General features: G+C 68.2%; 20 protein-coding genes and 2 tRNA genes. 3 read left to right on the top strand and 19 right to left on the bottom strand.

All coding sequences use genetic code 11. The features are described from left to right. Positions 1-122 precede the first annotated feature (122 nt). On the top strand, positions 123-1,013 hold the full coding sequence (locus IEV96_RS05105) for a helix-turn-helix transcriptional regulator (RefSeq protein ID WP_188509586.1): 891 nt from the start codon (positions 123-125) through the stop codon (positions 1,011-1,013). Here the strand turns inward: IEV96_RS05105 and IEV96_RS05110 are convergent. From IEV96_RS05110 to IEV96_RS05130, 5 genes are all read right to left on the bottom strand, one after another. Continuing rightward, positions 992-2,269: a vanadium-dependent haloperoxidase gene (locus IEV96_RS05110; protein WP_188509587.1), complete on the bottom strand. Its 1,278-nt coding sequence runs from the start codon at positions 2,267-2,269 to the stop codon at positions 992-994. The two genes, IEV96_RS05105 and IEV96_RS05110, sit on opposite strands and share 22 nt — an antisense overlap. Before the next feature lie 180 nt (positions 2,270-2,449). Continuing rightward, a complete protein-coding gene (locus tag IEV96_RS05115) occupies positions 2,450-2,731 on the bottom strand; it encodes a winged helix-turn-helix transcriptional regulator (RefSeq protein ID WP_188509588.1) in 282 nt (93 codons plus the stop codon). Beyond that, positions 2,728-3,132 carry a VOC family protein gene (locus IEV96_RS05120; protein WP_188509589.1) on the bottom strand — a complete coding sequence of 135 codons (405 nt, stop codon included), beginning with the start codon at positions 3,130-3,132 and terminating at the stop codon, positions 2,728-2,730. Before IEV96_RS05120 ends, IEV96_RS05115 begins: the two co-directional genes overlap by 4 nt. A gap of 78 nt (positions 3,133-3,210) precedes the next feature. Then, a complete protein-coding gene (locus IEV96_RS05125) occupies positions 3,211-3,567 on the bottom strand; it encodes a hypothetical protein (protein WP_188509590.1) in 357 nt (118 codons plus the stop codon). Between the two features lie 353 nt (positions 3,568-3,920). After that, positions 3,921-3,994 (bottom strand) — tRNA-Ile (locus IEV96_RS05130). Positions 3,995-4,152: 158 nt separating this feature from the next. Here IEV96_RS05130 and IEV96_RS05135 point away from each other — a divergent pair. Further along, positions 4,153-4,947 carry a LysM peptidoglycan-binding domain-containing protein gene (locus IEV96_RS05135; protein WP_188509591.1) on the top strand — a complete coding sequence of 265 codons (795 nt, stop codon included), beginning with the start codon at positions 4,153-4,155 and terminating at the stop codon, positions 4,945-4,947. An 87-nt stretch (positions 4,948-5,034) separates the two neighbouring features. Here the strand turns inward: IEV96_RS05135 and IEV96_RS05140 are convergent, their stop codons facing one another. Beyond that, entirely contained in the window at positions 5,035-6,267 is a 1,233-nt protein-coding gene (locus tag IEV96_RS05140) for a glycosyltransferase (RefSeq protein WP_229733068.1), read from the bottom strand. After that, positions 6,260-7,216 (bottom strand): DMT family transporter, encoded by a 957-nt coding sequence (locus IEV96_RS05145; RefSeq protein WP_188509592.1) that lies wholly within the window; start codon positions 7,214-7,216, stop codon positions 6,260-6,262. The genes IEV96_RS05140 and IEV96_RS05145 overlap by 8 nt, the downstream gene beginning before the upstream one ends. A 40-nt stretch (positions 7,217-7,256) precedes the next feature. Here IEV96_RS05145 and def point away from each other — a divergent pair, with 40 nt between their 5' ends. After that, the gene (def, locus tag IEV96_RS05150) at positions 7,257-7,823 is read left to right on the top strand and encodes a peptide deformylase (RefSeq protein ID WP_188509593.1); all 567 of its coding nucleotides are present in this window, start codon (positions 7,257-7,259) and stop codon (positions 7,821-7,823) included. A gap of 13 nt (positions 7,824-7,836) precedes the next feature. Here def and IEV96_RS05155 read toward each other — a convergent pair whose 3' ends face one another. The 12 genes from IEV96_RS05155 to IEV96_RS05210 form a co-directional block, all read right to left on the bottom strand. Continuing rightward, entirely contained in the window at positions 7,837-8,223 is a 387-nt protein-coding gene (locus tag IEV96_RS05155; RefSeq protein WP_188509594.1) for a response regulator, read from the bottom strand. After that, on the bottom strand, positions 8,220-9,134 hold the full coding sequence (locus IEV96_RS05160) for a sensor histidine kinase (RefSeq protein ID WP_229733070.1): 915 nt from the start codon (positions 9,132-9,134) through the stop codon (positions 8,220-8,222). The genes IEV96_RS05155 and IEV96_RS05160 overlap by 4 nt, the downstream gene beginning before the upstream one ends. A gap of 52 nt (positions 9,135-9,186) precedes the next feature. Then, on the bottom strand, positions 9,187-9,525 hold the full coding sequence (locus tag IEV96_RS05165) for an SHOCT domain-containing protein (RefSeq protein WP_188509595.1): 339 nt from the start codon (positions 9,523-9,525) through the stop codon (positions 9,187-9,189). A gap of 129 nt (positions 9,526-9,654) precedes the next feature. Further along, positions 9,655-10,317 (bottom strand): response regulator transcription factor, encoded by a 663-nt coding sequence (locus IEV96_RS05170; protein WP_188509596.1) that lies wholly within the window; start codon positions 10,315-10,317, stop codon positions 9,655-9,657. Then, positions 10,314-11,594 carry a sensor histidine kinase gene (locus IEV96_RS05175; protein ID WP_188509597.1) on the bottom strand — a complete coding sequence of 427 codons (1,281 nt, stop codon included), beginning with the start codon at positions 11,592-11,594 and terminating at the stop codon, positions 10,314-10,316. The genes IEV96_RS05170 and IEV96_RS05175 overlap by 4 nt, the downstream gene beginning before the upstream one ends. 131 nt (positions 11,595-11,725) lie before the next feature. Continuing rightward, positions 11,726-11,798, bottom strand: a tRNA-Asn gene (locus tag IEV96_RS05180). Between the two features lie 67 nt (positions 11,799-11,865). Further along, positions 11,866-12,840: a lactonase family protein gene (locus IEV96_RS05185; RefSeq protein WP_188509598.1), complete on the bottom strand. Its 975-nt coding sequence runs from the start codon at positions 12,838-12,840 to the stop codon at positions 11,866-11,868. Continuing rightward, complete coding sequence (locus IEV96_RS05190) at positions 12,840-13,832, bottom strand: D-isomer specific 2-hydroxyacid dehydrogenase family protein (RefSeq protein WP_188509599.1); 993 nt, start codon at positions 13,830-13,832, stop codon at positions 12,840-12,842. The genes IEV96_RS05185 and IEV96_RS05190 overlap by 1 nt, the downstream gene beginning before the upstream one ends. After that, positions 13,829-14,677, bottom strand: a complete 849-nt coding sequence (locus tag IEV96_RS05195; RefSeq protein WP_308419466.1) for an ATP-binding cassette domain-containing protein — start codon at positions 14,675-14,677, stop codon at positions 13,829-13,831. The genes IEV96_RS05190 and IEV96_RS05195 overlap by 4 nt, the downstream gene beginning before the upstream one ends. A 3-nt stretch (positions 14,678-14,680) precedes the next feature. Then, on the bottom strand, positions 14,681-16,354 hold the full coding sequence (locus tag IEV96_RS05200) for an ABC transporter ATP-binding protein (RefSeq protein WP_188509600.1): 1,674 nt from the start codon (positions 16,352-16,354) through the stop codon (positions 14,681-14,683). Then, on the bottom strand, positions 16,351-17,379 hold the full coding sequence (locus tag IEV96_RS05205; protein WP_188509601.1) for an ABC transporter permease: 1,029 nt from the start codon (positions 17,377-17,379) through the stop codon (positions 16,351-16,353). Before IEV96_RS05205 ends, IEV96_RS05200 begins: the two co-directional genes overlap by 4 nt. After that, entirely contained in the window at positions 17,379-18,452 is a 1,074-nt protein-coding gene (locus tag IEV96_RS05210; protein ID WP_229733361.1) for an ABC transporter permease, read from the bottom strand. The genes IEV96_RS05205 and IEV96_RS05210 overlap by 1 nt, the downstream gene beginning before the upstream one ends. Between the last annotated feature and the right edge of the window lie 70 nt (positions 18,453-18,522).

Consider the following 18,522-nt stretch of genomic DNA (forward strand, 5'->3'; position numbering starts at 1 on the left):
CCTCGCATCTCAAGTGGTCGTAGACCCACTCAAGCCGCCGAGACCGCCGACGGGGAGTCCCTGCTGAGAGGTGTACCGGGAGAGCACCCCATCACCGGGCATTAAGACGTAACGTCGGTGATATGGACAATCAATCCGAGGTGCGCGAGTTCCTCATGTCGCGACGGGCCAAAGTCACCCCCGAACTCGCGGGTCTGCCGGCAGGCGCCAACCGGCGGGTGCCCGGGCTGCGACGCAACGAGGTCGCCGTCATCGCCGGGGTAAGCGTCGAGTACTACTCCAAGCTCGAACGCGGTCAGATCGCCGGCGCATCGTCTTCCGTGCTGGACGCAATCGCCCGTGCGCTTCAACTCGACGACACCGAACGGACCCACCTCTTCGACCTCGCGCGAGCCGCCGACGGGATTCCGCTATCGGGTCGCCCGCGCCGCCGCTCGGGGAAGAACGCCGTGAACCGGCCGAGTCTGCAGTGGATGCTCGCGACCATCACCGGCGGCATCGCGGTCGTCGTGAACCTGCACCAGGACATCCTCGCGACCAACGACCTCGGACGCGCGTTCTACTCCCCCATCATCGGCGACGGCGGACTGACGCCGAACCTCGCGCGGTTCCAGTTTCTCGACCCCGCCTCCCGCGAGTTCTACCCGGACTGGGACCTGTTCGCCGGCATGTGTGTCGCGATCATGCGGGCACGGGCGGGGCACGACCCGAACAACAAAGCCCTTCAGGACCTCGTCGGCGAGCTGTCGACGCGCAGTGAGACGTTCCGCCAGCTGTGGGCGGCGCACGACGTGCGCACCCACGGAACCGGCACCAAGCGGTTCAACCACCCGGTCGTCGGCGAACTGCTTCTGTCCTACGAAGAACTCGCCATCACGGCCGAGCCGGGCCTCACGCTGATGGTCTACACCGCGGAACCCGGCTCCCCCAGCGCGGAGCGATTACAGCTGCTCGCCAATCTGGCGACCTCAGACGGTATCCGGACCGCACCTCAGTCGACAGGCTGGAAGTAGTTCCCGATCACCCAGTCCGACACCCGGTGTCCGAGCTCGTTGCCGTCGGTCATCGCCGAACGGAAGTGCAGCCCGAGCCAGATCCTGGCGTTCATGGTGTCTTCATCCAACCGGGCAGCACTGTCGTAGTGCCGGGTGACAGCGCCTCCGACCAGGTTCAGGTCGAGGGTCTCCGCGCCGAACAGGTAGCTCAACGTGTTCGACGCCGCCCCGACGTTGCAGGCATGGCCGCTGAGATAGTCCGGGTACGGCGGTGTCGCGGGCGCTAGCGGGATCCAGTTAGGTTCCGCATTGGTCGCCGGGTTGCCGTCTGTGTCGGCCAGCTGGATCGCGGTGATCGGGCGCCAGAAGCCGTACTCGTACTTCGCGTTCCAGCAGGCGATCAGGGTGTCGGCCATCGACGTGTCCATCAGTGCGAACGCGCGAGCACTCTCCACAATGTCGTACCCACGCCGGGTCACCTCGTCACGCAGGCCGGCTTGGAATTGGCTCACGATATTGGAGTTGAAGAACAGCGCCGTCTCGGTCTGCTCTGAGGTGCGGGACGATCCTTCGCGCTCGCCGTAGTCGCGCACTTCCGCAAACTCCTGCGCGTACTCGGCGCCTGTCAGCTCCGGCGGTCCGGGAAGGGGAAAGTCGGCCGGTGAACCGTAGGTGAGCGGCTTCACGAAGCCCAGCCACGGCACCGCGAACTCGGCCTCCCCGGGAAGCGTCGGTCGCCACACCCCGGGGGCTGGTTGCTCTGTGAAGGTCTTGGTGGCCCCGATGCCGTCGCCCTGCCGTTCGGCGATCAGCGCCGCCGCGGCACGGAGTCCGACCCGCACACCCTGCTCGGTCCCGGTGCCTTTGCGCGCGCCGTCGAGGGTGGTGAGGTAGTCGGCGAGCAGCTTGTCGGCCGAGTTCGGGAAGTAGCGGACGAGCACCATGAAGGCGGCGGTCGCCGCAGCGACCTCCGACGACGCGTGCCGGTGGGCGCGGCGCTGATCGAGGTACGGCTCGTACCTGCCCTCGATCGCAACGACGGCGTCGTACATCGCGATGGACACGAATCCGAAATAGAGAGTGGATGCCGGCACCGGCGTCTGGTTTTCGGCGTAGATGGTGCGCTCGGCGATCTCGTTCCATTTTGTGATCACGGAAGGGTCGGCGTCTGAGCGGCGGTCGGCGAGGGCCGCGCTACTTGCAACGGTGGGGGCCAGAACACCGACGGTCGCCACAACGGCGACCCCGAGCATCCTGAACCTGTTCTTCGACATGATGAGCCTCCAACAGGGTGAGTGGTTAGATGGCTTGCGCTGCATGGGTGCGCTCGGTCGTGGCCGGGGCAGGCTTCAGAACAAGCACTGCTGGCTGCGATTGTCCTCCTCGCGAGAGGCACCCTGCAAGACGTCGCGTTGACGTGAGAGGAAACGACGATTCGAGAATCCGAGGCACCCCTAGGCGTGCTCTGCGCCCCAGTGTCCGAGCGCGACGATGGCCTCGCGCAGAGCGAGCCCGCGATCGGTCAGCGCATAGGCGCGGGTGTTGTGCCGGAGGGGCAGACGGTGCAGGACGCCAGCCGCTTCGAGCTCGCGCAAGCGGGTCGCGAGCATGTTCGTCCCCATTCCGAGGTCGCGCTGCAGGTCGCCGTATCGCTGTGGACCGTCGAGCAGCCGCTCCACGATGAGCAGGGCCCACCGGGCTCCGACGATGTCGAGGGCTGCGGCGAGGTCGCTCACGCGATCGGATCGGTGTCCGGCTTCATCCAGAACGGCGAGTAGTGGTAGCCGTCGGGGTCATCGAACTGGCGCTGGTACATGAAGGGGTAGTCGTCGATGTCACCGATACGCCCGCCGGCAGCGCCGGCGCGCTCGACGAGTTCATCAACCGCTTCACGGCTTCCGAGGTCGAACGAGACCGTCACCTTCGAGGGGGTGTCGGGGCCGCCGATCAATTCCTCGGTGGCGCCGACGCTCGCGTACATCTCACGGCTGCCGAGCATGACGTACTGCTCGGGACCGATCGCGAAGCACGACACGTTGTGATCTGACATCTCGGCGTTGAGAGTCCAGCCGAGGGCGGTATAGAAGGCGGTCGTGCGCTCGACGCTTTCGACCGGGCAGGTGATGAAGAGGCTCATGGAGCCAACACTTCCAAAATGAAAGTACGGTGTCAAGACCCGGCTGCTTGTGACGGCGGTGCCAAGCGGCAGCCGCCCCTACTTCGGCTGCGGCAGCCCGCGCGACCGCGCTAACCAGGCCCACCCAAGCACCACTGTGGTGACCATCCCCGGGATGCCAGCCACTGTCCAGAGCCCGGTGTTGATTAGGAGCAGCAAGGCCCAGACGCAGATAGTCACCGCGAGCGCCAGAGCGCGCGCGACAATTAGGACCACGATCGCGACGACGATCAGAACGGCACTTGTGATGTGTGCGACGAGGAGCCCGCCGTCGAAGGTCGGCGACTGGCCCGGTCCTAACCAGAACGTCAGGGTGGCCGCCCATAGGTAGAAGCTCTGGGCAACTACCGCACTCACCATCGCACCGATGGCGATCAGTCGTGACGATAGGTTCACAGGGTTCTCGCTTACCTCCATGCCAAGGTCCCCCGATTCCCTTCGCCTTTGTGTCCTGAATCTGTCCCGATCCGTCCGGTGCCGAGCTGTAGAGGTCAGCGTGGATACCGCAGATGGAACCGTACCGTCGGGGCTTCCTGCCCGCAGTCGAGAAGATTAGCCGGCCCACCGTACGCCTCCACGGCCTGCGGCACACCGCAGCCAGCTTGTTCGCAGCGTGAGGGATGCCGTCAGCCAGTGTTCATGGCAACATTCTGCCCGCTTGGTCACAGGTCACGGACAACGGACTTCGCGCGGAATGCTTTGCGTCTCGCTAAATCGAGTGGATGCCTCCGCATCGCAATGTTATTTTGTAGGGCGGACGGGACTTGAACCCGTGACCGACGGATTATGAGTCCGCTGCTCTAACCAGCTGAGCTACCACCCCGCGCGGGCTCCGGCCACCGGAGCGAGCACAGGCGACCCGGAGGCCGCCGCGCATCCACGATACAGCGTCGGCCCCGGCGCGTCCGTACAGCGCACCCGTGTCGAACTGTGGCAGGCTGAGCGGCGTTGATGTTTGCTCAGCGAACGAAAGGGCTGCCCGTGAACGCGCGACACCTTCTCGCTCCCCTCGTCGCTGTTGCTCTGCTCGCGGGCTGCACGGTAGTCACCCCCGAGCCGAGCGAGACCGACGCCGCTCTCGTCACGGGGAAGACGAACACGCCCACGCCCGCGCCGATCCATCTCGAAGAGGGCACAGTCGTCGCGACCGGCGAGCTCGTCTCCGTCGACGACCTCACCACGGGCGATGTGAGCATCGTGGCTGCACCCGCCGGCGAGTTCCGGCTCCAGATCGACAACTTCGTCACGCCTCCCGGCACCGACCTCATCCCCAATCTGTCGGCCGAACCATTCACCGAAGCCGCTTACTGCGACGGCGGTTTTATGATGTTCGTACTGGACCACATCGCACCGGCGCCCTCTGCCAGCGTCGTTCTACACGTGGGCGGTGGCATGCGAGTCGGCGACATCACATTCGGCAACCCCGATTTTTTCGACACGCTCGTCATCACCCTGAACGACGCCAATGCGCCGCGTACGGGCTGCTTCTACTCCGTCGTCGCCACCGCTCCGTTGGTGTGGACGATGCCCGATCTGCGCCCCGACATCAGGGTCGTCGACAGCGGGCCGACGGGCGGCGCGACCGGACCGGTCACCGAGAACAGCAACGGTCTCGCAACCTACGAGGTCGTCGCCGGGGACATCTTGGATGAGATCGCCGCGCGGTTCGGGATCTCGGTGCTCGATCTCTTTTACCTCAACCCCGCGCGCGGCAGAGGTCAGCAGCGCCTCGCGATCGCGGGTGAGATCCTGAACCTCGACAAGGCCGGGCGCTAGGGGCGCCCGGGTTTCGATACGCGCCCTAGAGGGCGCTACTCAACCAGCTCGATACGCGCCCCAGAGGGCGCTACTCAACCGGTGGGGTTACGGGGCCGGCTTCGTCTCCGGGATCTCGATGTCGAGCTGCGGGATGGGCTGGCCGCGGTAGATCGCCTCGAACGTCGTGATCGTGCGCTGGATGTCGTGTGAGGCGACGATGCGCAGGCTCTCGCGCTTGAGCTTCTGCAACTCGTCTTCGGGCATGGTCAGCACCTGGGTGAGCTTGGCCGCGAACTCCTCGACGTTGCCCGGCTCGAACAAGTAGCCGTTCTCGCCGTCGTGCACGAGGTGCGGGAGCGCCATGGCGTTCGCGGCGACCACGGGCAGGCCCGATGCCATGGCCTCCATCGTCGCGATGCTCTGCAGCTCGGCGATCGAGGGCATCGCGAACACGGTCGCGCGGGTGAGCGCGTTGCGCAGGTAGTCCTCTTCGGCGTAGCCGGTGAACGTCACCCGATCGCGCACGCCCAGCTGGGTGGCGAGGGCCTTGAGGCTGTTCTCCTGCTCGCCGCCGCCCACGAGCTCGAGTTTTGCGTCGAGTGACGGGTCGAGGATCGCGAAGGCGCGCAGCAGCTTGTCGAGCTGCTTCTCGTTCGTGATGCGTCCGACGAAGAGGATGCGGTTCTCGGTGCGCGGCGAGAAGTCGGGCGTGTAATGGTGCGCGTCGACGCCGCAGGAGATCGCGATCACGCCGCGGAGCTTGGTGTAGTGCTCGAGGAAGTCGGCGGCCTTGCGGGTCGGGGTCGTGACGACCTCGGCGCGCCCGAACGAGCGGGAGGCCGCGGCCCACGCCGCGCGCACGGCCGGGGCCTGCAGGAATTCGGGCAGGAGCGTGTGCTCGAGCATGTTCTCGGGCATGAAGTGGTTGGTGCCGATGATGCGGATGCCGCGCTTCTTGGCCTGGTTGGAGAGGCCACGGCCGATGATGATGTGCGACTGGAAGTGCACGACATCGGGTTTGACCTCGTCGAGCACGCGCGCGGAGTTCTTCTCGATCTGCCACGGCAGGGCGAAGCGCAGCCACGGGTGCGGGTACCAGCGCCAGCTCTTGAGGCGGTGCACCGTCATCGGCTGGCCCTCGAGCACCTCCGTCCACGTGCCGTGCTTGCGGCTCGCGGCGGGGGCGACGATGTGCACGTCGTGGCCGCGCTCTACGAGTCCTGCCGCGAGCCGGGCGGCGAAGGCGGCCGCTCCGTTTATCTCAGGGGCGAAGGTGTCGGCTCCGATGAGAACGCGCAACGGGCGCTCGCTCGCGGTCGAGTTAGGGAAATCAGGCAACGTCGGGGGTTTCCTCTGGTGAAGGCACGTGAACACGGGAGAGCAGGAACACGCCGTAGATGGCGATTCCTCCCGCGATCAAGAAGGCGAACATCGTCCACAGCGGTGCGCCGGCGGTTTCGTTGAGGACAACGATACCGATCGTGACCGCGACGATGGGGTCGATAACCGTAAGCCCGGCGACAACGAGGTCGGGCGAGCCGTGCGAGTGGGCGGACTGCACGAAGTAGGAGCCGAGAACGGATGCCGCGAGCAGAGCGACAACGCAGATGATGGTGAGCCACTCGAACTCGCCCGTTTGAAAACTCTCGAGCGAGATGGTCTTGATGCGGTCGATGACCGTCTTGGCGAGGGTGGCGACGAAGCCGAACAGCACACCGGCGCCCAGGATGTAGAAGACGGCCTTGAACTTCTTGCGCATAAACGCGAAAAACAGGGCGAAGATCACGAGCGTCACGCCGAGCAGGATCAGCACCGTGATGAGTTGGGTCTGCGTGATCGGCTTGGAATGCGCGTTGAACGCCGCGATCGTCACGAAGAGCGCCACCCCGACCACGCAGAACAGGATCGCGTTGATCGCCTTGCGGGTGAGTTTGACCTTGCTCATACGCGAGTTGACGATCGCCGTGACGACCAGGGCGACGGCACCGAGCGGCTGGACGACGATGAGCGGCGAGAAGCCGAGGCTGGTGAGCTGCAGCACGATGGCAAGGCCGAGCATGACCGTGCCGATGGCCCACGACGGGCGTCCGAGCAGCGCCTTCAGCTGCGTGACGCTGAGGCCGGTTTTCGCGGAGCCGAGGTTCCGCTCGACCTTCGCTACCCCGCGGTGCTGAAATTGGGTGCCCAAGGCGAGAAACACTGCCCCGACGAGCGCGATCGGAATACCGATCGCCTCGTGGGGAGTCAGTGAAATCTGGTCGGTCAGGTCGCTGAGTTCTGGCGGCACCCGTCGAATCTACCCGCTGTTGCCCAGATATTCTTGACGAATGGCCGTACTCCCCATTCGAATCACTGGCGACCCCGTTCTCCACTCCCCCGCAGAGCTCGTCACCGAGTTCGACGACACGCTGCGCACCCTCGTGGCCGACATGTACGAAACCATGGAGCTCGCTCCGGGTGTCGGACTCGCGGCACCGCAGGTCGGCGTCGGCCTGCGCGTCTTCGTCTTCAACTGGATCGACGACGACGACGTGCTGTGGCGCGGCGAAGCGATCAACCCCGAGTTGTGGATCAGCCCGCCGCCGGTCGGCGCGGCCGACGAAGACGAGGAGTCGGAGGGCTGCCTGTCGATCCCTGGCGAGCGCTACCCGCTGCGCCGCGCCGAACTCGCCGTGCTGAGGGCCGTGGACCTCGAGGGAACGCCCTTCGAGATCAAGGCGGAGGGCTGGCTCGCCCGCATCTTCCAGCACGAGTACGACCACCTCGACGGCATCCTCTACGCCGACCGCCTCGAGACCAAGCACGCGAAGGCGGCCGCGAAGGCGATCCGGCGCGAGGGCTGGGGCGTCGACGGACTCGAGTGGCTGCCGGGCGTCGACAACCTCGACGAGTAGGGTCGCGCGGCGGCTACGGGTTCGCCGCGGCCGCCCGCACGAGCGACAGCAGCACCTCGGGCTCGACGTCTTTGTAAACCATCGCGTACACGCCGGCGTCCGCCGCGCTCGGCACGTGTTCGTCGAGTTCGAGGGCCGTGATCAGGATGATCCGGGGTGCGGGCCCGAGTTCGAGCACCCGCGCGTCGCCCGTGATGCGCTGGCTCGCGACGAGACCGTTGACCCGTGGCATCCGGAGGTCCATCAGCACGACGTCCGTTCTCGTGCGCCGCACCTGGGCGAGCGCCTGCGCACCGTCGCCGGCCTCGCCGACCACCTCGATGTCCGGCTGCGAACCGAGCACCATGCGCAGTCCCGCGCGTTGCAGCGGCTGGTCGTCGGCGATGAGGACCGTGATCACGGCTTGTCCAGATTTACCCCGTGCACGCCGTTGTGGTACCTGATCGACGGGAAGCTGGCGGCGATCGAGAACCCGACGCCCGCGTTCAGCGTCGCGGTGAAGACGCCGCCGAAGAGTTCGGTGCGTTCGCGCATCTCGGTGATTCCTGCGCCGCCGATGAACCCGGTGAGCGCAGACAGGTCGTCGTCGATCTCCCCCGGCCGGTGCTGCGAGGCGTCGTTGGGGTTCAGGCCCGAGCGGCGCAGCTCGTTGCGCACGCCGTCGTCGTCGACCCGCAGCTGGAAGCCCTCGTCTGTCCAGGTGAAGACCACCGTCACCTCGGTCCCCTCGCCGCCGTGCTTGAGCGCGTTGTCGAGGGACTCCTGCAGGATGCGGTAGACCGCGAGTTCGGCGCCGGGGTTGAGGTCGTAGCGCTCGCCCGTCTCCTCGAACGTGATGCGCAGCCCGGCCTCGGTCATGAGTTTGATCAGTCCGCGTGTGCTCTTCAGCGCCGGGTGCACGTCGACGTCGACCTCGGCCTCGCGCACGACGGTCATCACCCTGCGCAGGTCGGCGAGCGTGGAACGGGCGACGTCGGCGATGACCGCCGCGGCGCGGACGGCGGCCGTCGGGTCGGATTCTCCGGCGTACCTGGCACCGTCGGCCTGGCCGATGATCACCGACATGTCGTGCACGGACACCTCGTGCAGCTCGCGGATGATGCGCAGCCGGCCGTTCTGCTCGGCGAGCGAGAGTTCGGCCTCGTTGCGTTCCCGTTCGAGACGGATGCGCCTCGCGCTCTCCCGCGCCCGCAGCCGGCGGGCGCGCAGCCAGAGCGCGAGCAGAACCACGGCGACGACGAGGAGGACCGCGCCGGCGATGGCCAGCGCGATGATGAGAACCATCGAGTTCTCGTCGATCCAGGTGTTCACGCGGTGTCTCCCTCTTGACCGGAATCGGCCAAGAGAGAGACTAGCGCGTGGGCTACTTGCGGGTCGGGTCGCCGTAGTCGCTGTTGGCGCGCAACACCTCGAGTCGGGCGCGGTACTCCTGCTCGTCGATGTCGCCCTGGGCGAAGCGTTCGGCGAGGGTGGATTCGGCAGCGCGACCGGGCTGGGCCCAGCGCGGTCCGAAGCCGGGGCCGAACCCCGGCCCGTAGCCGTTGCCCCAGGCCGCGCGCCGCGAGCGGCGCACGATGGCGAAGACGAGGGCGAAGAACGCGATCCAGAACAGCGGGATCAGCAGGAAGAACCAGCCGGCTCCCCCGGCCCACGGCCCGCCCGCGTGGGCGGCGATCGATGCAGCGGTGAGTGTTGATAACACGGTCTATCCATTCGTCGGGGGTTCCGTCGGAACCACTGACACCAGCCTCGCGACCGGCGTGCCACGGCGAATCTGCCCGGCGGCGGCACCTGCGCTACTCCGCGGGGAGCACCGCGGGGGAAGCGGCTACTACGCCCGGCCCGGAACGACGAGTCCAGTCTCATACGCCACGACGACGAGCTGCACGCGGTCGCGTGCGGCCAGCTTCGACATGATGCGCGAGACGTGGGTCTTGGCGGTGAGCGGGCTCAGGAACAGCGAGCGGCCGATCTCCTCGTTGGTGAGCCCGAGGCCGACGAGACCGAGCACCTCGCGCTCGCGGTCGGTGAGCACGTCGAGCCGGGCCGTGTTCGGCGCCTCCCGCAGGTCGCCGGCGATGCGTTCGAGCAGCCGCTTGGTGACGCCGGGGCTGAGCAGCGCGTCACCACCGGCGACGACGCGCACGGCGCGGATGAGTTCGACCGGCTCGGTGTCCTTCACCAGGAACCCGCTGGCCCCCGCGCGGATGGCTTGCCCCACGTACTCGTCCAGCTCGAACGTGGTGACGATGACGATGTGCGTGCCGGCGAGGGCGGGGTCTGCGGCGATCTGCTCCGTCGCCCAGAGGCCGTCACCGTCGGGCATCCGGATGTCCATCAGGACCACGTCGGGTCGTTGCGCGCCGACCAGCGCGACCGCTTCGACGCCCGTGCCGGCCTCGCCGACCACCTCGATGTCGTCTTCCGACTCGAGCAGGCTGCGGAAGCCGCCGCGGATCAGTTGCTGGTCGTCGGCTATCGCTACGCGGATCACTGGGGCACGTCTTTCTCGGAGTCGGAGGCTTTCTTCGGGATGGTGGCGACGACGCGGAAACCGCCCCCGGGCAGCGGTCCGGCGTCGAGGGTGCCACCGAGCAGTTCGGCGCGTTCGTGCATGCCGAGTAGGCCGCGGCCGCCCGAGGTGTCGGAGTGGGCCGAGACTCCCGCGCCGTCGTCGGTGACGCTGACCCGGTACTCGCCGTCGACCTCCTCGAGCAGCACCCCCGCGGTGGTCGCCCGCGCGTGACGCACGACGTTCGTGAGCGACTCCTGCACGATGCGGTAGACGGCGAGCTGCACGGCCTGCGGGACCGCACCGAGCCGGTTGTCGAGCGAGACGTCGACGCCCTGCGACGTGACGGATGCGGCGAGCCCCGCCAAGCGCGCGAGGTCGGGCTCGGGCACGAGCGGGGCGCTCGGGTCGGTGCCCGACTCGGCCCGCAGCACGCCGAGCACCGAACGCACCTCGTCGAGGGCAGTTTTGCTCGTGTCCTTGATGCTCGCGAGGGCCGCGGCGGCCTTCTCCGGCTGCTTCTCCATGAGGTGCAGGCCGACGCTCGCCTGCACGTTGATCTGGCTCAGCGAGTGCGCCAGCACGTCGTGCAGCTCTCGGGCGATGCGCACGCGCTCGGCCTGCACCTCGCTCTGCCGCCGCGTGGCGATCGTCGCCCGGAACCGGTCGAGGCGCTCGCGACGGTTGCGCACGCCCTCCGCCGCGCCGACGATGAGCAGGATGCCGATCGTGATGCCGACGATGCGCCACGGCTGCCAGTCGAGCCCGAAGAGGGACGACAGCGTGATCGTGCCGAGCCAGGCGACGGCGATCGAGATCCACGCCCAGAGCCGCGCGCCACGCACGATCGCCGCGCCGATCGCGAAGGCGAACGAGATGTAGGGCGGCCCGTCGGTTCCGCTGGCGAGCAGCAGGTCGGCGCCCGCCGCTGCCGCGACGATCGCGACCACCGGGCCGGGAAACCGGCGTGCGCCGATGAGCGCCACCGGGCCGACGAGCGCGAGGGCGAGCGGCGCCAGCAACTCGGTCGGCGAGGCGCCGGCGAATTCCAGCCGGTGCTGCACGCGCCACTGAACGAACACGGCGGGCACCTGCACGAAGAACGAGATGATGACCGGCAGCCAGAGCCGCACCCAGCGCGGCGACCGTCCGGTGAAGCGGCCCGCGGCGAGTTCGGGATCCCACGGGCCGTGCCAGCCGGGTTCGCCGAACGGGGAGTTTCTGCGCTTCCGGGAACGGAAGCCTCCCGAGGCCTGCATATGGCGAGTGTATTCGCGTGGCCGACCCGTGGCATCCGGCTGTCGGAGCGAACCGCCTACTCCCACGGGAGTAGGCGGTGAGGTTAAAAAAGAAAAGCCATGGAGGGTGGAGCCCCACATGACTTTTCTAGCTCCTCGACTTGGACTCGAACCAAGAACCTACGCATTAACAGTGCGTTGCTCTGCCAATTGAGCTATCGAGGATTGGCTGAAACAGCTTGGTAACTTTATCAAAGGTTTTAACGCGTCATGAACACAATTTGGCCCTCGGTCACACTTTGAGCAGAAAAATCGGCGAAGGTACGCGGATCGGGGCCGAAATCAGCCGCGGAATTCCGTTCTCGGCGATGCGGAAACTGGCGACCGTGTTCGATCTTTCGTGCGCCACGTGCATCACGTCGCCGTCGATGTGGTGGTGGCGGGGCCAGTCGCCCTCGGCGTCGATGTAGCCGGAGGCGCGCAGGCGGGCGCCGTCGACCTCGACGATCGAGATGCGGTTGCTGCCGCGCAGCCCGGCGTACACGAACCGGCCGTCGGCGCTGGTCGACAGCGCGGCGGCGTGGTCGCCCGGCTCGGCCCCTGCGAGGTCGACGGTGGCGACGACGTCGAGCCGGTCGTCGAGCGCCGTGAGGGTGAGGCCAAGTTCGCCGAGGACGAGGACGAGACCGGACGGATGCCGCAGGAAATCGCGCGGTCCCGTTCCCGCCGGAAGACGCAGCGAGCCCGTGCGGGTCAGCCGGCCGCCGCTCAGGTCGTGGGTGTGGACCTCGTCGGTGCCGAGGTCGGCGGAGAGGATCGTCGTCGCATCGAGGGCGAAGGTCGCGTGCGCGTGCGACGAGTCCTGGGCGGGGTGCGGGCCGGTGGCGGTATCGGTGGCGCCGTCGACGGTCTGCGCGAGCGCGAGCGGCTCGGCGTCGAGCACTCCGATGCGTCCGTCGACGTAGCAGGCCGCGATCACGGTGTCGCCGTAGCGGGCCACGTGGCAGGGCGCGGTGCCGCCGGACTCGGCCGTGGCCAGCCGGTCGAGCGCGAAGCCCTCTCCCCTCCGGTACGACTCGATGCGACCCGTCGCCTCGCTCGCGGCGTAGACGAGGTCGCCGTGCGCGGCGAGGAACGACGGTGAGTCGGCTGTCGCGGCGAGGCCCAGGTATTCGAGCGACCCGTCGGGGAGTGTGCCGAGGGCGGCGATGCCCTCCGCGCTGCCGCCCATGTCGGCGGTGTAGGCGCCGACGAAGAAGGTGGACATCAGTAGCCCGCCGCGACGTCGACGATCCCGACGAAGCGGCCGGTGTCGTGCAGCGCCTCGACGTTGGCCCTGATGCGGCCCGCCAGCAACGGATCGACCATGTCCTGCGTGTCGGCGGAGTGCGACGTGACGATGCAGCGGGGCTCGCTCCAGAGCGGATGCCCGTCGGGGAGCGGTTCGGGGTCGGTGACGTCGAGGCCGGCCGCGTCGATCTCGCCGGCGGCAAGGGCCGCGACGAGCGCGTCGGTGTCGATGAGCGCTCCCCTCGCGATGTTCACGATGGCCGAGCTGCGCTTCATGGCCGTGAATTCGCGCGCGCCGAACATCCGGGCGGTGTCGGTCGTGCTGGCCGCGGCGACGATCACGACGTCGGCGTCGGGCAGCACCTCGAGCAGGTCGCCGGCCGCGACCGTGCGCTGCGCGCCCTCGACCGGGGTGGCGGACCGGCGCACGATCGTGACGTTAGCGCGGAACGGCGCGAGCAGCCGCATGACCTCGACGGCGATGCCGCCAGCCCCGACGATGACCACGTTGCGGCCGTAGAGCGAGAGACCGACCTCCTCCTTCGCCCAGCCCGTGGCGTGCGCCTTCTGCGGCAGTTGGCGTAACAGGGCGAGGGTGAGCGCGAGGGCGTGTTCGGCGACGGGCTCGGAGTAGGCGCCCTTCGCACTCGTCCAGAGCGGGAAGGTCGAGCCGGCGTAGCTCGCGAGCAGGTCTGCGAACGCGTCGACGCCGGCCCACGGCAGCTGCACCCACTCGATCTTCGGGTGGGCGTCGAGGACGGCCTTGAGTTCGTCCGGGCGCGACGCGGTGAGCCAGACGACGCCGCGGGTGTCGTCGGAGAGGTCGCCGACGGTGCCGCCGCCCGCCTGGATCGCGTCGGCGAACAGCTGCCGGTGCTCGGGGAGGATCGCGATCGGCCCCGGCGTCGGCCGACGGTCGTCGTCGATGACGTCTGCGTTGCCTGCCGCGGGGTCGATGTGGGCCGTCATGCGGAGAGATTCCTCGTGGTCGCGATGATGCCGAGGTCGCGCGCCTTCGCGAGGCCTTCGACGTAGGGGTGGCGGGCGGTGTCGAGCACGTGGTCGATCTGTCCCTTGCCGACCACCGTGCCGCGGTGCATCACGAGCACCTGGTCGGTGACTCGCCGCACCTCGCCGGGGTCGGTCGTCACGACGAGGGCCGAGAACTGCCGTTCCGCCTGCAGTTCGCGGATGACGTCGAGGATCGCACCGCGCACCGTGGGGTCGATGCCCGAGGTCGGGTCGTCGGCCACGAACAGCGCGGGTTCCAGGATGAGCGCCTGCGCCATCGCGACGCGTTGCGCCTGTCCGCGGCTCAGCTCGTGCGGGTACCGGCCCAGGATGCCGAGCGGGAGACGCACCGAGTCCACCATCGTCGCCACGGCCTCGCCGGCGTCGCGCTGGTTGAAGCGTCGGTCGCGGGCGTAGATGGGGGCGGCGACATTCTCGGCGACCGTCAGGCGCGCGGAGAGGCGGGAACCGGCATCCTGAGCCAGATAGCCGACCCGCAGGGTCAGCAGATCCCGCTTGCGGTCGGAGATGCCCTTCATCGAATAGCCCAGCACGCGCAGCGCGCCGCCGTGGATGATCGGCGACCGGGGTTCACCGGTCTCCGCCGCTCCGGCGACGGCGGCCGCCAGGGTGCTCTTACCCGACCCGGTCTCGCCGACCACGGCCAGGATTTCGCCCTGCGCCAGGGTAAGGCTGACGCCGTTCACGACGAGGTCCTCCGACGCGGGCCGCCGAGACGGATAGCGCATCGACAGGTCGCTCGCGAAGATCGCGGGCGGGACGGGCACTGCGCTCTTGGTCATGGCCTAGTCGGCCGCCTTGAGCACGCGCAGAGCCTCGCGTCGGTGGGCCTGCTCCGCGGGGTCGGGAACGGGCAGCGACGCGAGCAGTCGCTGGGTGTACGGATGCTGCGGAGCCCCGAGCACCTGGCTGCCGGGCCCCTCCTCCACGAGTTCGCCGTGATAGAGCACGGCGATACGGTCCGCGAGCATGTCGACGACCGCGAGGTCGTGGCTGATGAAGAGTGCGGCGAACCCGAACTCCTTCTGCAGCTCGGCGAAGAGCTCGAGCACGCGCGCCTGCACCGACACGTCGAGCGCGCTCGTCGGTTCGTCGGCGATCAGCAGGCTCGGCTCGAGGGCGAGCGAACGGGCGAGGCTGGCGCGCTGGCGCTGGCCGCCACTCAGCTCGTGCGGGAAGCGGTCGCCGAAGTTCTTCGGCAGCTGCACCGCCTCGAGCAGCTCGTCGACGCGCTTGCGTGCGGCCGCCGCGTCGCCCGCACGCTTGTGCACGACGAGCGGTTCAGCGACGGCCTGGGCGATAGTGAGCAGCGGGTTGAAGCTCGACGCGGGGTCCTGGAAGACGAACCCGATGTCGCTGCGCACCGGCTTGAAGGTGCGCTCGCGGATGCCGAGCATCTCGTGCCCGAGCACCTCGAGCGAGCCGCCGGTGATCTTCGTGAGGCCGCCGATTGCGCGGCCGATGGTGGTCTTGCCGGAACCGCTCTCGCCGACCAGGCCGAGCACCTCGCCGGGAGAGATCGAGAAGCTCACGCCGTTGACGGCGCGGAAGCCGCTCAGGCCGAGCCGACCCGGGTACTCGATCACGAGGTCTTTCGCCACGACGACGGGTTCGGCGAGCGGGGCCGCTCGGTCGTCGGCCCGCGCCTGCGCGCGGGCGGCGCCGGAGCCGAGGCGGGGAACCGAGGCGAGCAGCTTCTGGGTGTACGGGTTCTGCGGGCGGGCGAACAGCTCTACCGCCGACGCCTCCTCGACGACGTCGCCCTGGTACATGACCACAACACGGTCGGCGAGGTCGGCGACGACGCCCATGTTGTGGGTGATGAGCAGGATCGCGGTGCCGAACTCGTCGCGCACGCGGCGCAGCAGGTCGAGGATCTCGGCCTGAACGGTCACGTCGAGTGCGGTCGTCGGTTCGTCGGCGACGATGAGTCCCGGCTCGAGCACGAGCGCCATGGCGATGACGACGCGCTGCTTTTGCCCGCCCGAGAACTGGTGCGGGTAGTAGTCGACGCGCGACTTCGGGTCGGGGATGCCGACCTTGCCGAGGATCTCGATGGCCTTCGCGCGGGCCTGCTTCTTGGTGTACTTGCCGTGGGCACGCAGGCCCTCGGCAATCTGCCAGCCGACCGTGTAGACCGGGTTGAGCGCGGTCGAGGGCTCCTGGAACACCATGGCGACGTCGGTTCCGCGCACCGCGCGCAGCTTCTGACCGGAGAGCTCGATCACGTTGTTCGCACCGAGCAGCACCGCGCCGCGTGACACGGCGGTGTCGGGCAGCAGGCCGAGGATGGTCTTGGCGGTCACGGTCTTGCCGCTGCCGCTCTCGCCGACGATGGCGACGACCTCGCCGGGCGCGACCGAGAGGCTCACGTCGCGCACGGCGGTCATGTCGCCCGCGTCGGTCGCGAAGGTGACCCGCAGGTCGGCGATGTCGAGGACGTTCTTCGTTGCACTCATGCGCGACCCTCCAGGCCGTCGATGTTGGGCACGTCGGCGAGACTGCCACCGGGAACGGCGCTCGTCTCGGCGGTGAGCGCCGGGCCGGTGCCGGCGCGGCGCTTGGTGCGCAGTCGCGGGTCGGCCAGGTCGTTGAGGCTCTCGCCCACGAGGGTGATGCCGAGGACGACGAGCACGATCGCAGCGCCCGGGAAGACCGAGGTCCACCAGATGCCGCTCGTGACGTCGGAGATCGACTTGTTCAGGTCGTAGCCCCACTCGGCGGCCGACGTCGGCTCGATGCCGAAGCCGAGGAAGCCTAAGCCCGCGAGGGTCAGGATGGCCTCCGACGCGTTAAGCGTGAAGATGAGCGGGAGCGTGCGGGTGGCGTTGCGGAACACGTGCCGGAACATGATGCGCCCCGTGCTCGAGCCGATGACCTTTGCGGACTCCACGTAGGCCTCGGCCTTGATCCGCAGCGTCTCCGCACGGATGACACGCAGGTACTGCGGGATGAACACCACCGTGATCGACAGTGCCGCCGCGAAGATTCCGCCCCAGAAGCTGGACTGGCCTCCGCTGATCGCGATGGCGGCGATGATCGCCAGCAGCAGTGACGGGAACGCGTACACGGCGTCGGCGATCACGACGAGCACGCGGTCGAGCCAGCCGCCGATGTAGCCGGAGATCAGGCCGAGGAAGACACCGACGAAGATCGACAGGATCACGGCCACCACGATCACCAGGAACGCGGTCTGCGTTCCCCAGATCACGCGGGAGAGCACGTCGAAGCCGCCGACGGTGGTGCCGAGCAGGTGCTTCGAGTTCGGCGCCTGCTGCGCGCCGAACGAGCCGTCCTCGTCGCGCAGCTGGGCGAACCCGTAGGGCGCGAGCAACGGGGCGAACGCGGCGGTGAGCACGAAGATGCCGGTGATGACGAGGCCGATGACGAGCATGGCGCGTTGCAGGCCGACGCTCTGGCGCAGCTGGTGTACGACCGGCAGTCGGCGGAAGAGGGCACGGGGCCCGGTGGTTGCTGCAGACATCAGAACCTCACTCGCGGGTCGATCAGCGCGGCGACGATGTCGACGATGAAGTTGGTGATGGCGACGATGACCGCGAGCAGCGCGACGATGCCCTGCACGGCCACGAAGTCGCGGGCCGCGAGGTAGCGCGACAGCTGGAAGCCGAGTCCCTGCCATTCGAAGGTGGTCTCGGTGAGCACCGCGCCGCCGAGCAGCAGCGCGATCTGCAGGCCGATCACGGTGATGATCGGGATGAGGGCGGGCTTGAGCGCGTGGTTGGTGGTGAGCCGGAACTCGCCGACACCCCGGGAACGGGCGGCGTCGACGTAGTCCATCGAGAGCGTGCCGATCACGTTGGTGCGGGTCAGGCGCAGGAAGACGCCGGCGGTGAGCAGACCGAGCGCGAGACCCGGCAGCACGGCGTGCGACAGCACGTCGCCGATGACAGCGGGGCTGCCGATGCGGATCGCGTCGAGGATGTAGATGCCGGTGGGGTCGGAGATGTTGCTGAGCCGCAGCTCGTTGCGCACCGAAGCCCGCCCGGCGACGGGGAGCCAGCCGAGCGCGACCGAGAACACCAGCTTGAGCAGGAGGCCGGCGAAGAACACGGGGGTCGCGTAGCAGAGGATGGCGAAGATGCGGAGGGCGGCATCCGGCCACTTGTCGCGAAGCGCGGCGGCGACCATGCCGAGCGGGATTCCGACGATGAACGCGACGATCAATGCGTAGAAGACGAGTTCGAGGGTCGCGGCGCCGTAGGTGGCGAGGACCTCGGTGACCGGGCGGTTGTCGCTGATGGTCCTGCCGAAGTTGCCGGTGAAGATCTGGCCGAGGTACTCGAAGTACTGCACGAACAGGGGCCGGTTGTAGCCGGCGGCCTCGATGCGCTCGGCGAGGTCGGCGGCGGAGAGCCTGCCGCCCTGCGACGCGGTGATCGGGTCGCCGATCGTGCGCATGAGGAAGAACACCATCGAGACGAGGATGAAGATCGTCGGGAAGATCAGGAGGAACCTGACGATGATGAAGCGGGCCAGCTTGTTGCTGGAAAGCCGCGAGAAGAATGGTGGAGTTGCGCGGGGCGGAGCGCCGGCGATCTCAGTGGTAGTCAATTACAGCCTCAGGTAGAAGGGCCATCACAGCGAGTGGGGGGGGGGGGGGGTGTGG

This window comes from Conyzicola nivalis (genome assembly GCF_014639655.1).
In the GTDB taxonomy this organism is placed as follows: Bacteria; Actinomycetota; Actinomycetes; order Actinomycetales; family Microbacteriaceae; genus Conyzicola; species Conyzicola nivalis.

Excerpts from the sequence above, each read along its gene's own strand:
- IEV96_RS05120 (WP_188509589.1), bottom strand. The coding sequence starts at position 3,132 with ATGAGCCTCTTCATCACCTGCCCGGTCGAAAGCGTCGAGCGCACGACC.
- def (WP_188509593.1), top strand. The coding sequence starts at position 7,257 with ATGGCCGTACTCCCCATTCGAATCACTGGCGACCCCGTTCTCCACTCC.
- IEV96_RS05190 (WP_188509599.1), bottom strand. The coding sequence starts at position 13,832 with ATGACGGCCCACATCGACCCCGCGGCAGGCAACGCAGACGTCATCGAC.
- IEV96_RS05200 (WP_188509600.1), bottom strand. The coding sequence starts at position 16,354 with ATGAGTGCAACGAAGAACGTCCTCGACATCGCCGACCTGCGGGTCACC.
- IEV96_RS05110 (WP_188509587.1), bottom strand. The coding sequence starts at position 2,269 with ATGTCGAAGAACAGGTTCAGGATGCTCGGGGTCGCCGTTGTGGCGACC.
- IEV96_RS05175 (WP_188509597.1), bottom strand. The coding sequence starts at position 11,594 with ATGCAGGCCTCGGGAGGCTTCCGTTCCCGGAAGCGCAGAAACTCCCCG.
- IEV96_RS05195 (WP_308419466.1), bottom strand. The coding sequence starts at position 14,677 with ATGACCAAGAGCGCAGTGCCCGTCCCGCCCGCGATCTTCGCGAGCGAC.
- IEV96_RS05185 (WP_188509598.1), bottom strand. The coding sequence starts at position 12,840 with ATGTCCACCTTCTTCGTCGGCGCCTACACCGCCGACATGGGCGGCAGC.
- IEV96_RS05205 (WP_188509601.1), bottom strand. The coding sequence starts at position 17,379 with ATGTCTGCAGCAACCACCGGGCCCCGTGCCCTCTTCCGCCGACTGCCG.
- IEV96_RS05105 (WP_188509586.1), top strand. The coding sequence starts at position 123 with ATGGACAATCAATCCGAGGTGCGCGAGTTCCTCATGTCGCGACGGGCC.